This is a genomic window from Streptomyces sp. NPDC019396 (assembly GCF_040632375.1).
In the GTDB taxonomy this organism is placed as follows: Bacteria; Actinomycetota; Actinomycetes; order Streptomycetales; family Streptomycetaceae; genus Streptomyces.
In genome coordinates, this window is sequence record NZ_JBEYBS010000012.1 from 60,084 (window position 1) to 73,317 (window position 13,234).

Sequence of the window (13,234 nt, forward strand, 5' to 3'; positions counted from 1 at the left end):
CCGTTCGGCTCAGCCTTCCTTCTTGAGCGTGAAGTGCCAGATGCCGGTCAGCCGCTTGCCCGTGGTCTCCACGATGCTGACCTGCGCCGTGTTGGTCGCCTCGCCGGTCTGGGTGGAGAAGAACGCGCTGGCGGGGATCGACCGGTACGTCTTGTGGTACGGCTCCTGCTCGGCCTGCTGGCCGCCGATGAACAGCGTCCAGCCGTTCTCGGCCACCTCGGGCTCGACGCCGAAGCGGACCCGTTCGTCCGAGCTGACCTCGACGGTCTTGCCGGTCTTCTTGTTGAGGCAGCCCTGGATCAGCGACTCCTTGATGGCTTCGCCGTCGTTGTAGCAGGCCGCTTCGGTGCTGACCGAGTTCGACCCGACCGTCACGGTCGCGAGCGGCGTCGGCTTGTCGCAGGCGGAGAGTACGAGGAGGCCGGCGGACACGGCACCGAGGGCGGCGACGGCCCGGCGGCGCTTGCCGGAAGAGAACGCAACGGTCATGGGCCGAAGGCTATCGGGCGCCCGGTGTCCCGCCGCGCGGGGGTGCGGCGTGGCGCGGCGGCCCGCGTCCCCCACATGCGTCACACGCATCACCGCACCACGTGACTCAGGCATCACCGCACCACGTGACTCAGGCGTCTCCACACCACAAGCAGCAGGCGCCACCGCAGCCGGCAGCGCCGCGCTCACCTCACCCGTACCGCCCGCACCGTTCGCGGCGGCGGCATGCTGCGCCGGGAGGCCACCACCAGGCCGCGCAGCGCCAGCACCGCGCCCGTCGCGAGGATCGCGGCCGCCACCGACATGCCGAGCACGCCGTTCAGCGGCAGAGCGATCCCGATCGCCCCACCCACCACCCACGCCATCTGGAGCAGCGTCTCGGCACGGGCGAACGCCGATGTCCGCACCGCCTCCGGCACGTCCCGCTGGATCATCGCGTCCAGCGACAGCTTGGAGAGCGCCTGGGTCAGCCCGGCGACAGCACCGAGCACCGCCACCATCAGCGGGCTGAAGAAGACCGCCGCGAGCACCGCGGCCGCCAGTGCCATCATCAGCCCGGCCGCGATGATCACCTCGGGCGGCCGGTGCCGTACCCATGCCCCGATCGCCGTGCCGCAGGCGTTTCCGACGCCCGCCGCGATGCCCACCATCACCAGGGACGCCGCCGCGCTCTGCCCGGCCATCGGATGCACCCGCAGCAGGAAGGCGAGGAAGAAGATCAGGAAACCGGAGAGCATCCGGTGGGCCGCGTTCGCCTGGAGCCCGTGCAGCACGGAGGGCCCGACGGTGCGCAGACTGGGTTTCCGCTCGCCGTGGGTCAGCATGTGCGCCTTGTGCTCGCCCTTCGCGGAGTCGACCTTGTGCGGCAGGGTGAACGCCAGAAACGTTCCCGCCACGAAGATGGCGCAGGCACCGTAGAGCGGCCACGCGGGCCCGATCTGCTGGAGCCCGGCCGCGATGGGTGCGGCGATGCCGGTGGCGACCAGACCGGCCAGGGTCACCCGCGAGTTGGCCTTCACGAGGGCGAAGCGGGGTGGGAGCAGGCGTGGCACGACGGCGCTGCGGACGACTCCGTACGCCTTCGAGGCCACCAGCACGCCCAGTGCGGCCGGGTACAGCTCCAGGCCGCCCGTGGCGACCGCGCCCGACATCGTGAGGGCCAGCACCGCGCGGGTGGCCATCGCGGCCGCCATCGCGGCGCGCCGGCCGTGCGGGATGTGGTCGAGGAGCGGGCCGATGACAGGGGCGAGCAGCGCGAACGGCGCCATGGTGATGGCGAGGTAGAGCGCCACCCGGCCACGGGCCTCGTCCGTGGGGACCGCGAAGAACACGGTGGCGGCAAGCGCCACGGTGACCATGACATCGCCCGCGCCGTTCACGGCGTGCAGCTCGATGAGCTTGCCGAGCCCGGACTCGCCCGCGCCGTGCGCGTGTGTGGCCCGGCGGATGCCGCGCGCCGCGCCGGTGAAGGGCCAGTGCAGGGCACGCCCGACCGACCGGGCCGTCCTGCTCAGCGGCCCGGGCACGGGGGACGACCTCGCGGCTGTCACGTCGTCATAGTGCCCTACGCGCCGCCATCCGGAACGGGTATGAACCGCTATTCGGACGGGCAGGTGGGCGGTACGGCACGGAGGGGGGTAGCGTGCGTAGCGCGCCACCGGCGGTGGTTCTCGGCCGCGCGCCTCTTCGTCATCCCGCAGAATGGGTGATGGTAGGTGCGTGCGCACGGGACCGATTGCCCGGGCGCGGACGTCGATGCGGCACTCCCCCAGTGTTCCGGACCCACTCCGGGGCCCGGGTGGATTCCAGCCGCTCCGCCCGCTGCCCGTACATCGTGGATCCTCCGGCGCGCACCCGTGAGACGGCGTAGGAGAGAAGCGAGACCTGTGAGTGCTGCGACGACGCGAAGCCGTACCCCCGACCGTCTGTGCGCCGAGGCGGTAGACCTCGCCCGGTCGGCGGCCGAGGAAGCGGCTGCGCCGGGGGTGGTGGGCGAGCACACCGGGGTCGCTTCGGAGGGCGACCGGGTGGTCACCCATTTCTTCGAGTGCAAGGAACCGGGCTACCGCGGCTGGCGCTGGGCGGTGACAGTCGCCAGAGCCTCCCGCGCGAAGATCGTCACGATCGACGAAGCCGTGCTGCTGCCGGGCTCCGACGCGCTGCTCGCACCGGAGTGGGTGCCCTGGAGCGAGCGGCTCAGGCCCGGCGACCTGGGTCCCGGGGACCTGCTGCCGACCGAGGCGGACGATATGCGCCTCGAGCCCGGGTATTCGGGCGAGGACGCGCCGCCGCCGAACTCCGCGGTGTCGCACGAGATGGCCGACCGGGTCGACGCCGAGGACGCCGAGATCGTCTCCCGCGGCCCGTCGCGCGGCGCCATCGGCGCGATCGCGGAGGAGCTCGGTATGCGACGCGCCCGGGTGCTGTCGCGGTACGGGCTGCACACGGCGGCAGACCGCTGGGAGGACGCCTACGGCGCCAAGACTCCGATGGCGCAGGCGGCCCCCTCCACCTGTGTGTCCTGTGCCTTCCTGATGCCCCTGGGCGGGTCGCTCGGGCAGGCGTTCGGGGTGTGCGCGAACGAGTTCTCGCCCGCCGACGGGCGGGTGGTCTCGCTGGCGTACGGCTGCGGTGCGCACTCCGAAGCAGCCGTGATGCCGAAGCCGCCCCGCCCGGCGGCACCGGTACTGGACTCGATGCGCGCCGACGAGTTCCCCCTGCGCCCGGCCCCCGACAGCGGCTCGGTCCCGGACCACGCGGACACGGCGTCCCCGGACGACCTGGGCCACAGCTAGGGCGTGTTGCGGAAGTAGCGCCGTCCGCCCGGAAGGCGGGGCTCGCGGCGTCTGGTGCGTGCGATCGCAAGGCGGAGGGTCATCCTCGTACTGGACGTCTTGGATGAGTCCGACAACGCAGCGAGTGTGCGTGCTGGGGGCACCTCCCAGGCGAAGCTCTGGGGGAGTCGCGTGCCAGGCGGGACTTTCGCAGCACACCTAGGCCCCGTCCGGGTGCAGCGCCCTCACCGGGCACCTTGCCGGCGGGTGCGGGGTAGAGCCTGCCCCCACCCCGTGCGGTGCCGGGAAGCACGGGAGACCGGTCCGTCCGGCGTGTGAGCACTCTGGAGGACGGACACTCCGGCCCACCTCGGTGCGGCACACCGCGGAACCCAGCGGGGCCCCGCGCGCGAAACCGAGCCCGGTCCCGCGCCGCGAGGCCCCTCGCGGAGCTCAGCCCGTGCGCGTGAGCGTCTCCTCGCCCCCGTCGCTGCTGAGCGACACCCGCAGCCGTCCGACCCCCGCCGGGAACGCCTCGCCGAGCGAGATACGGATCCGGTGCGTACGGGACGCCGAGGCGTCCAGGCGGGCGCCCGCCACGCCGGAGAGGTACGCCTCGTAGACGGAGCCGCTGACCCCGCCCACCGGGCGCCACGCGCCGGTCGCGGGGTCTCGCAGCGAGACGTTGACGGCTCCGGCCGGGAGGGTGCCGCCGGATTCGGGGGTGATCGTCAGGACGTCCGTCGCCTGCTCCACCGCCTCACCGACGTTGTTGGCGACCGTCGCGTCGAGGGACGCGGTCCCACCGCCCGTGCGCAGGGTGAAGCTGCGGTCCGGCGGGCCGTAGACGATCGTGACCGAACGGCTGGACGGCTGCTCCGGGACGTCCGGCGCCGTGGGCGACTGCGGCGGCACGCCGCTGGGGCCCGGGTCGGGCGAGACCGTGGGCGCCGGGGAGACGACCCCGGGCGGGAGGTCCGCCACGGGTGCGTCGCCGGGCCGCTGGGTCATGGTGACCACCGCCGTGCCCATGAGTGCGACCGCAGTGACGGCCGCGGCCAGGGCGAAGAGCAGCGGACCGCGCCCACGCGCCGTCCAGTTGGGCTGGGGCGGTGCGGCGGGCCGCAGTGAGTGGACGGTGACCTGCTCGGCGCGCGCCGAGAGGGCCCGGGTGAGCCGCTCCTCGACGCTGTCTGCGGAATTCATCGGGTTCCCCTCCCCGCCGTCGGGGCCGTCGGTGTGTCGTTGGCCTTGAGCCTGCGTTCCAGTGCGTCCAGCGCCCGGCTGGCGGTCGACTTGACGGCGCCCCGGGACAGTCCGAGCGTCTCCGCTATGGCGGCCTCGCTCATGTCCGACCAGTAGCGCAGTACGAGCACCTCGCGCTGGCGGGAGGTGAGGTCCTTCAGAGCGACGAGCACCTGCCGGTGCTCGTCGCTCAGCACGGCTTGGTCCTCGGCCGACGCCGCGTCAGCCTCGTGCGGTGGCACGTACTCCCGGGCCGTCTTGCGCCGACGCAACGCCGAGCGGGCCGTGTTGACCACCGAGGTACGCAGGTAGCCGAGTGCGTTGTCGATGTCGTCGAGGGTCTCACCGTGCCGCTTGTAGAGGGCGACGAAGGCGTCCTGGACGACGTCCTCGGCGGCCGCGAGGTCGTCGACGAGGAGGATCGCCAGCCGCACCATGGACAACCGGTGCGAGTGGTAGAGATCCGTGACGGTCGGGCGGGCGCCGGTCCGCCCCCCGTGGACGGACCGGTGCCCGCCGGACGCGTCTGCGCCGAGGGAGAACAGCAGCCGCAGCGGCCAGGGCCGGGGCCTGGACCAGGGCCGGGCCGCCGGCCAGGGGCCGGGCAGAGCAAGGGATGTGTTCAACGCCGTACCTCCGGAGCCACCTGTCGTTCGCGCTGGAGCATCCGGCGATCCCCACCCCCGCGATCTTCAGCCGGGGCATGGTACTCGGTGCGCTCGTCCCGGCCCGGCCGAGTTCGGCCCCGCACGGCCCTACTGGGCGCGGCGGCGGGCGATCAGGAGCCAGGCCGCGCCCGTGGCGACCAGTGCACCCGCGGCGCCGATGAGCAGCGGCGTGGAGTCGCTGCCACCGGTCTCGGCCATGCGCCCGCCCCGCGGGGTGGTCTCGTTCGCGCTCACGGCCCCCGCGGTGGGGACCGGAGCGGCCGACGAGGACGCCCCGGTCACCGTGAACGGCCGGCTGACCCGGTGGCTGGAGAGCGACGCCCGGACCTCCATCCCGAGCGTGAAGCCCTGCGCCTTGTTCGCGGAGGTCGCCGCGATCCGCATCCGGTAGCTCTCGGACCCGCCCGGGGCCAGGTCCAGTTCGTCGGGAGTCACCTGCGCCATCAGGTGGCCGCCCTCGCCGGACGGGACCAGCTTGACGTTCTTCCAGCCGTCGGCGGCGGCCTTCACGTACTGCTCCAGGCGGATCTCACCTGCCTGGAGCTTCCGCTTGACGTCCTGGTCGGTGATCTCCACGACGAGGTTCGCCTGCTGCGGGACGTTGCCCTTGTTGCGGACCGTCGCGATGAACTCCTTCGCCGCACCGCCCTTGGTGAGCGGGGTGGTGGCGCCGAGCCCCGGGGTGATGATCTCGAACGTACGGTCCACGGCCGGGTCGGGGGTGCCGGAACCTTCCTGGTGCTTGACGGTGAAGTCGAAGCCGGCGCCGCCGTTGCTGCTGATCAGTTCGAAGTCACCGCGGTTCGCGCTCTTCGGGAAGTGCTTGGTCAGGCCCAGCCGCAGGGTGTAGGTGCGGGACTCGCCCTTCTTGAGGGTGCCGCTGTCGAGGACGCCCGAGACCGCCTGGTCCTGCTCGCTGAGGCGCACCGGGGCCCACACACCGGAGCGGTCGCGGCGCTCGAAGGTGACGTGCGCGGGATCGAGGTCGCCGGACTCGGTGCCGACGAAGAAAGCGTCCGCGGGGCCGAGGTCCTTGCCGGTGTTGTTGGTGACGGTGGCGGTGAACTCCACGGGCCTGCCGCCGGTGGTCAGCTCGGGCTTGCCGTTGATGCCGCTGATGCTGATGTCGGGGTCCTCGGCCTGTGTGCGTGCCATGCCGAAGCCGATGGAGTCCATGCCGGCGCCGTCCGTGTGGGCGCCGACGGCGACCTCGCCCATGTTCAGGTCGGCCGGGATCGACCGGTCGATGGTGACCCGGAAGCGCTCCCGGGCCTCGGCACCGGGTGCCACCGTGCCGCTGAGGGCGTACGTGGCCTGGAGCGCGTTGTTCCCGCCCTCGCTGAGCGTCAGGCGCTCCCAGACGTCGCCCGAGAGGTGCTCCACGATGACCTTGGAGGGGTCGGCCGGTACGGGCTCGAGCTCGGCGTTGACGTGCTTGCCGTAGGCGACGGTGATCAGGCCCTTCTGACCCTTCAGCGCGGTGGCGGTGCCATTGGTGATGTGCGCGTTGAAGGAGACGCGCTGACCGATCCGGAAGCTTCCCTGCATGTCGAGCTCGGTCGTGACCCCCGCGCTGGCGGCGGCCGGCGCGCCCGGAGCCTGAGCGAAGGCGACGCCCGGCACGGCGACCGGGGTGACCACCGCGAGCAGCACCGCGGCGGCGGCGACAGCGGAACGAGCGACCGTGACAGAACGGGATGAAAGGTGCGTACGCATGATGCAGGTCCCCCCAGGGATACACAGGCTCGGAGAAAAACCGGAAAAGCTGAAAGTGATCTCGGCGGTGGCTCCCGTCCCGGTCCCCCCGGTGCCGTCGGCCCTACTGCCGCCTTCGTAGGGATAGACGTGCGGCCCCGGGCAAGGTTGCAGGTGGTTCGGAAAGTTTTTTTCGGGGTGTGCGAGACGGGCGGGAAGGCGGGCCACAGCAGATGACGCGGTACCTTCAGGCCGCACCGGTAGGCGGTCAGAGGTACACCGGTATCAGGGACACATAGCTGGTGTCAGCGCGGACACAGAGAGCGGAGACGGGCGTGAGCGTCAGGACGACCGAGGGTGCCGACCCGTTCGGGACGGCGCGGCTGCGGCGCGGCGTGCTGGACGCGTGGGGGGCCAGCCCCGCACGCTTCCGGGAGGATGCCAACGCCGAGGAGGACCTCGCGCTCGGCGGCTACCGCGACCGCCTCATCGTCGAGCTCGCCCAGAACGCCGCCGACGCGGCCGCCCGCGCCGGGGTGCCCGGGCGGCTCAGGCTGACCCTGCACGGGGGCACCCTCGTCGCGGCCAACACCGGCGCGCCGCTCGACGCCACCGGGGTCGAGTCGCTGAGCACCCTTCGCGCGTCCGCCAAGCGGGAGCACGACCAGCGCGCGGTCGGCCGCTTCGGTGTCGGCTTCGCCGCCGTGCTGGCGGTGAGCGACGAGCCCGCGGTGGTCGGGCGGCACGGCGGTGTCCGGTGGTCGCTGGCCGAGGCGCGCGGGCTGGCGGCGCAGGCCTCCCAGGGCAGCCCCGGGCTCGGCGACGAGCTGCGCCGGCGCGACGGGCACGTACCGCTGCTGCGGCTTCCGCTGCCCGCCGAGGGCACCGCGCCCGACGGCTACGACACTGTGGTGATCCTGCCGCTGCGCGACGGCACCGCCGAGGACCTGGTCGCCCGGCTGCTCGCGGGGGTGGACGACGCGCTGCTGCTCGCGCTGTCCGGCCTCACCGAGGTGGTCGTGGAGACCCCGGACGGGGTGCGGACGCTGCGTCGCAGCGAGCAGGGCCCGTACGTCCATATCGAGGACAGCGCGCTCGGCGTCAACCGCTGGCGCGTCGTCACCCACCACGGAGCCCTCGACCCCGCGCTGCTCGCCGGGCGCCCGGTGGAGGAGCGGCTGCGCCCGCACTGGAGCGTCACGTGGGCGGTGCCCGTGGACGGCGACGGGGCGCCGCTGTACCCGGCCACCGCTCCCGTCATCCACGCCCCCACACCCACGGACGAGCCCCTCGGGGTGCCCGCCCTCCTCATCGCGACGCTCCCGCTCGACACCGCCCGCCGCCATCACGCCCCGGGTCCGCTCACCGACTTCCTGGTGCAGCGCGCGGCACAGGCGTACGCCGAACTCCTCGGCGACTGGCAGCCGGTGAGCACCGGCACCATCGACCTCGTGCCGGGACCGCTCGGCAAGGGTGAGCTGGACGGCACCCTGCGGGCCGCGATCCTCGGCCTGCTGCCGCGCGTCGCGTTCCTCGCCCCGGCCGCCCCCGGCGCGTCGGCCCCGTCGTCGGCCCCGGCCGACCCGTCCGACCCGTCAGCCCTGTCGGCCCCGTCCCCCGCTGACGGCATGGCGGCGCTGCGGCCGCTGGAGGCCGAGATCGTGGAGGGCGCGGGCGCCGACACCGTACGGGTCCTGGCGGACGTGCTGCCTACACTGCTGCCGGCGGGTCTCGAACGGCGCGTTGAGCTGCGCACGCTCGGTGTCGCGCGCGTCCCGCTGACCGAGGCGGTCGACCGGCTCGCCGGGATCGAGCGGGACCCGTCGTGGTGGTGGCGCCTGTACGACAGCCTCGCCGGGGTCGACCCGGAGCGGCTCACGGGGCTGCCGGTACCCCTCGCGGCTCCGGGTACGCGCGGCCACTCCCCCGACGACGAAACAGACGAAGCGGCGGACGAAGCACCCCCCGCCGCCCCCCAGCGCTCCCGCACCACGATCGGCCCTCGCCAGGTCCTGCTGCCGACCCCCGACACCCCCGCGGGCCTGGCCAGGTTCGGGCTGAAGGTGGCGCATCCGGAGGCCTCCCACCCCCTGCTGGAGAAGCTGGGCGCGTTGCCCGCGACCCCCCGGGCGGTGCTGACGACACCTCAGGTGCGGGCGGCGGTCGCGGCGTCGCTCGACGACGCGGAGGCACCGCTGTGGGACGACGACGCGGCACCGGACGCCGACGAACTCGCCGAGATCGTGCTCACGCTGGTGCGGGACGCGGGGCTGGAGCCGGGCGACGAGCCGTGGCTCGGCGCGCTCGCCCTGCCGGACGAGGACGGCGAGCTGTCACCGGCCGCCGAACTGGTGCTGCCGGGCAGCCCGTTCGCGTCCGTGATGCGCGAGGACGAACTCGCCCTGGTGGAGGCCGAACTGGCCGAGCGCTGGGGCGAGCAGCCCCTCGCGGCCTGCGGGGTGCTGGCCAACTTCGCGCTCGTACGCGCCACCGATGTCGTACTCGACCCCGACGAACTGGACCCCCGGGAAGCGGACTTCCCCGAACCGGACGACGCGGGGCTGCTGGACGCGGTGGACGTGTGGTGCGAGGACGTGCTGGACCGGCTGCCCGACACACCCGTGCCGCCCGTGGCCACGGAGATCGTCGCCGTCCGCGATCTGGACCTGGTGGACGACGACCGCTGGCCCCAGGCTCTCGCCCTCCTCGCGCAGCCGCCGCTGCGGGACGCGCTCACCCAGCCGGTCAGGGTGCTGCTGCCGGACGGCACGACGGAGACCATCCGCCCGTACACGGCCTGGTGGCTGCGCGACCACCCGGTGCTCGACGGCCGACGCCCGGCCGGCTTGCGGGTCTCCGGCGGTGACCCGCTGCTGCTCGGTCTCTATGACTCGGCGGACGCGACGGGCTTCGAGGACGAGCAGGTCCTGCACGCCCTGGGCGTACGCACCTCCGTCGCCGCCCTCCTCGACGAACCGGGCGGCGCCGCCGAACTGCTCGGCCGCCTCGCCGACCCCGACCGCCCGGTCGGCCCCGCCCAGCTGCACGCCCTCTACACCGCGCTGGCCGACCTCGACCCGGAGCAGGTGACGCTCCCCGACGAGCTGCGCGCGGTGGTCGACGGCGAGGTGCGGGTGGTGGACGCGTCGGACGCCCTGGTCGCCGACGCACCCGACCTGCTGCCTCTGACGGCCGGCCGCGCCCTGCTGCCGGTCTCCCCGGACCGTGCGGCGGACCTCGCGGAGCTGTTCCAGGTCGGACGGCTCAGCGAGGCGGTCGACGCCGAGGTGACCACGGTGGGCGAGGAACACGACGTGCCCCCTTCGGTCCACGCCCTGCTGGGCCCGGCGACCCCGCGCTCGTACGTCGAGCACGAGGAACTCCTGGCCGGCGGCACCGAACTGGACTGGCGCCGCACCCCCGACGGCGTCATCCACGCCGCCACCCTGGAGGGTGTCGCCGCGGGCCTCGCCTGGGCGGCGGGCCAGTGGCCGCGCCGCTTCGAGGTGGCGGCCCTGCTGGAGGACCCGTCACGGACGGAGGAGCTGGCGAGGGACCGCTGGTTCGACTAGGCCGTGTTGTGGAGGTCGGGGTCTCGGCGCTGTCCCCTGGGCACCGACCGCCGTATGGCCCCCGCCGTGCACCGGCCCGGCACGGAAACGGCAGAGGGGCGCCGGTCGGGATGACCGGCGCCCCTGCCCACGTCCGTGGCGCTACCGCACGTCGATGAACCAGACCGGTGACGCGGCCGCCCCGATCTCGCCCGTGCGCGGCATCAGCCACCGCCAGTTCGCGTCGAACGCGGCCTTCGGCGAGGCCTTGACGATGCCTGAGGGGTCGGCGGTCCGCTTGGCGGCGAGGCTCCAGGTGGAGACACCCGGCTTGCGGTACTCCAGCTGGACCGGCTGGCCGCTCAGGGCCAGCCACCGGCCGGTGGACCAGTCGGAGATGCCGGCGATGCCGCTGACCGTGAAGAGCTTGCCCTTGGTCGCCTGCTCCGGGGCGCTCATCGTCACCCGGCTCTGACGCAGGATCAGCGCGGAGCCGAGTCCGTTCAGGTCCGTGTAGCTCCTGCCGTCGCGGGAGCGGGCCCAGGCCGCGACCTTCCACTCGCCCGCGAGGCTGTTGCGGCCGAGCTGGGTGAGGGCGTTGATGGTGAACGGTGCCTCGCACACGGAGGTGGTGGCGTCCTTCGCCGTGCATGTCGCCGGTCCGGCGCGCAGGACGCCGTCGGGGCGGTCGTACGGGCCCCGGTGGAGGACGGCACCGACCTCCGCGATGCCCGCGGGGTCGGACGCGGTGAAGCGCACGGTGTACGGCGCCGCGTTCAGGTCGTCGTACACGGGCGGGGCGATCACGCGGCCGCCGTTGACGACCACGTCGGTGATCTTCGTGGCGCCGCGGGTCTCGGCTGCCGCGGGCGCGGGTCCTGCGAACGCCCGGATGACCGTGCGCCGGACGGTCGAGCTCTCGGTGTCCTTGCCGCTCACCCGCAGCGAGACGTACCGCGTGTCCTGGGGGACCGCCAGCTCCGCCGTGGCCTTGTCAGCCGAGTCCGGCACGGGCAGGGCGGTCCAGTTCGCCCCGTCGTCGGTCGAGTACTCCAGGGCCGTCAGGGTCGCCGTGGCCCCGTCCGTACGGGAGGTGGCGACCGCCTCGACGGTCACGGGAGCGGACGCGGTACCCGCGGTGTTGCGGATGTCCAGCCCCTCGACCCGTACGTCCACGTCCACCAGCGGCGGATCGGTCTCGAAGGGGGTGCCGTTGTAGCCGTCCGCGATGAACGCCCACTCGGTCGTCTGCCGGGTGGACAGCGCGGACGGGGCGGCGTGGCTGCGGACCGTGTGGACGAGGCGGTAGGGGTTGCGCGCCGTCGGAATCGTCGCGGTCCAGGGCTTGGGGAAGCCTAGGTCCTTCGCCTCCGCGACGGTAGAGCCGTTGGAGGTGAGCAGGAGGTCCTGGGTCGCGTCGCTGTCCACGCCGCCGTGGCCGGACGAGTCGCTGAAGGCGTACGGCTCGTAGACCGACAGCTTCGTGCCGCGGAGCTGGGTGCCGGACGGCTCGTGGGCGCGGACCATGAGGGGCGCGGCGCCGAACCTCTCGCCCGGGCTGCTCCCCTTGGGCAGGGTGCGGGGCTCCGTGCTGAAGCTGGGGCCGCCGTCGTAGTTCACGAGACGGTGGAAGGACTGGCCCGGCGTCGCGTATTCGGTGACGCTGGACGGGACCCGGGCCGTGGACCCGACGTAGACACCGGATGTGTCGGTCTCCGGGGCCGACAGCATCCAGCCGGTGGTGGTCCCGCCGATCGCGCGCAGGCTGGTGGTGGTCTTCGCCAGGTCCGCCGTGAGCACCCGCGTGAGCGGCGACGCGGGCACGGTGCCGTCGTAGTGGCGGTAGAGGTCGTACCGGTACGGGCTCGGGTTGTTGGCGCCGCTGCCGCTCTTCGTCAGGACGTCGTGGACGCGCAGGGACATGCCGGGGATCGAGAACGGCGTGACGTACACCTTGTTGCCCCAGCCGCCCGCGAAGCCCGCGATGTCGCCGTTCGGCGTCTTGATCCACACCGAGGAGCTGCTCCGGCGCGCGGTCGGCTCGTCCGTGGTGATGCCGGTCTCCTTGGCGGTGTTCGCGTCGAGCGTCACCGTCAGGCCGCGGTCCTTCACCGAGAAGGTCCTGGTGATGAGGTGGTCGGGCTGCTGCCAGTTGCTGAACAGACCGACCGTCACATAGTCGCCCGGGGGCAGGCTGACCCTGCCGTAGGAGTCGAACTGCTCCTCGTCGACGTCGTAGTACACCCAGGTCTTGCGGTTCCAGACGTGGATGAGCGGCCCGAAGTGGTCCGCGTTCGCAAGCTGGAGCCGCACGGAGTACGTGCCGCCGGCGGCACGTGCCGGCGCCTCCCGCGCCACCGGCGCGGCGGACTTCCGGGCCGGCGCGAGGCGCAGCGTCGTGGCCTTCACCGGCTGTCCGCGGTCGGCCTGGGCCGGCTGCACCCTCAGCATTCCGTCCGTGGTGCCGTACGCGTATCGCCCCGGTTGCCCGCCCGCCCGTGCCGGTACGACGCGGAAGCCGGACGCCTTGCCGTTCGCGTCGCGTACCGCCTCGATCCGCTCACCAGCCACAGGCGCCGGAGCGGCCGCGGCCTCCGGCGCCGCTGCCGTGCTCTGCCCGGGCACCAGCAGTACGGCCGCCCCCGCGAGCGCCCCTGCCAGGGTCACCCCTGTGGTTCTTCTCGTCCTTCGCCAAATCCCGATCTGCCCCATGCCCTGCGGAACTCCCCTCCCCTGCCGGGCGCACCCCGCGCCACGGACGACGACGGTCATCACACTGATCACAGCGATCACCGTCGGGTGAACCTTAAAC

At 73.3% G+C, this 13,234-nt stretch carries 8 protein-coding genes; 2 read left to right on the plus strand and 6 right to left on the minus strand.

What is annotated here, in order from left to right:
• Nucleotides 1-9: 9 nt before the first annotated feature.
• Together ABZ532_RS15975 and ABZ532_RS15980 are read right to left on the minus strand one after the other, a co-directional pair.
• Nucleotides 10-489 carry a DUF2771 domain-containing protein gene (locus ABZ532_RS15975; RefSeq protein ID WP_361283040.1) on the minus strand — a complete coding sequence of 160 codons (480 nt, stop codon included), beginning with the start codon at nt 487-489 and terminating at the stop codon, nt 10-12.
• A gap of 185 nt (nt 490-674) precedes the next feature.
• On the minus strand, nt 675-2,039 hold the full coding sequence (locus tag ABZ532_RS15980) for an MFS transporter (RefSeq protein WP_361283042.1): 1,365 nt from the start codon (nt 2,037-2,039) through the stop codon (nt 675-677).
• Between the two features lie 336 nt (nt 2,040-2,375).
• On the opposite strand from ABZ532_RS15980, the gene ABZ532_RS15985 reads away from it, so the two are divergent.
• Complete coding sequence (locus tag ABZ532_RS15985; protein ID WP_361283044.1) at nt 2,376-3,284, plus strand: DUF3027 domain-containing protein; 909 nt, start codon at nt 2,376-2,378, stop codon at nt 3,282-3,284.
• 432 nt (nt 3,285-3,716) lie between these two features.
• Here the strand turns inward: ABZ532_RS15985 and ABZ532_RS15990 are convergent, their stop codons facing one another.
• From ABZ532_RS15990 to ABZ532_RS16000, 3 genes are all read right to left on the minus strand, one after another.
• On the minus strand, nt 3,717-4,469 hold the full coding sequence (locus ABZ532_RS15990; protein WP_361283046.1) for a hypothetical protein: 753 nt from the start codon (nt 4,467-4,469) through the stop codon (nt 3,717-3,719).
• Nucleotides 4,466-5,134 (minus strand): SigE family RNA polymerase sigma factor, encoded by a 669-nt coding sequence (locus tag ABZ532_RS15995; RefSeq protein ID WP_361283048.1) that lies wholly within the window; start codon nt 5,132-5,134, stop codon nt 4,466-4,468. Before ABZ532_RS15995 ends, ABZ532_RS15990 begins: the two co-directional genes overlap by 4 nt.
• A gap of 129 nt (nt 5,135-5,263) precedes the next feature.
• A complete protein-coding gene (locus ABZ532_RS16000) occupies nt 5,264-6,892 on the minus strand; it encodes an LAETG motif-containing sortase-dependent surface protein (protein ID WP_361283050.1) in 1,629 nt (542 codons plus the stop codon).
• 314 nt (nt 6,893-7,206) lie between these two features.
• Between ABZ532_RS16000 and ABZ532_RS16005 the strand changes: the two genes are divergently transcribed.
• On the plus strand, nt 7,207-10,443 hold the full coding sequence (locus ABZ532_RS16005; RefSeq protein ID WP_361283052.1) for a molecular chaperone Hsp90: 3,237 nt from the start codon (nt 7,207-7,209) through the stop codon (nt 10,441-10,443).
• 141 nt (nt 10,444-10,584) lie between these two features.
• Here ABZ532_RS16005 and ABZ532_RS16010 read toward each other — a convergent pair whose 3' ends face one another.
• The gene (locus ABZ532_RS16010; RefSeq protein WP_361283054.1) at nt 10,585-13,089 is read right to left on the minus strand and encodes a hypothetical protein; all 2,505 of its coding nucleotides are present in this window, start codon (nt 13,087-13,089) and stop codon (nt 10,585-10,587) included.
• Nucleotides 13,090-13,234: the final 145 nt, after the last annotated feature.

Bases quoted from the DNA above. Each gene is read 5' to 3' on its own strand.
- ABZ532_RS15975 (WP_361283040.1), bottom strand. From the start codon at position 489: ATGACCGTTGCGTTCTCTTCCGGCAAGCGCCGCCGGGCCGTCGCCGCC.
- ABZ532_RS15990 (WP_361283046.1), bottom strand. From the start codon at position 4,469: ATGAATTCCGCAGACAGCGTCGAGGAGCGGCTCACCCGGGCCCTCTCG.
- ABZ532_RS16000 (WP_361283050.1), bottom strand. From the start codon at position 6,892: ATGCGTACGCACCTTTCATCCCGTTCTGTCACGGTCGCTCGTTCCGCT.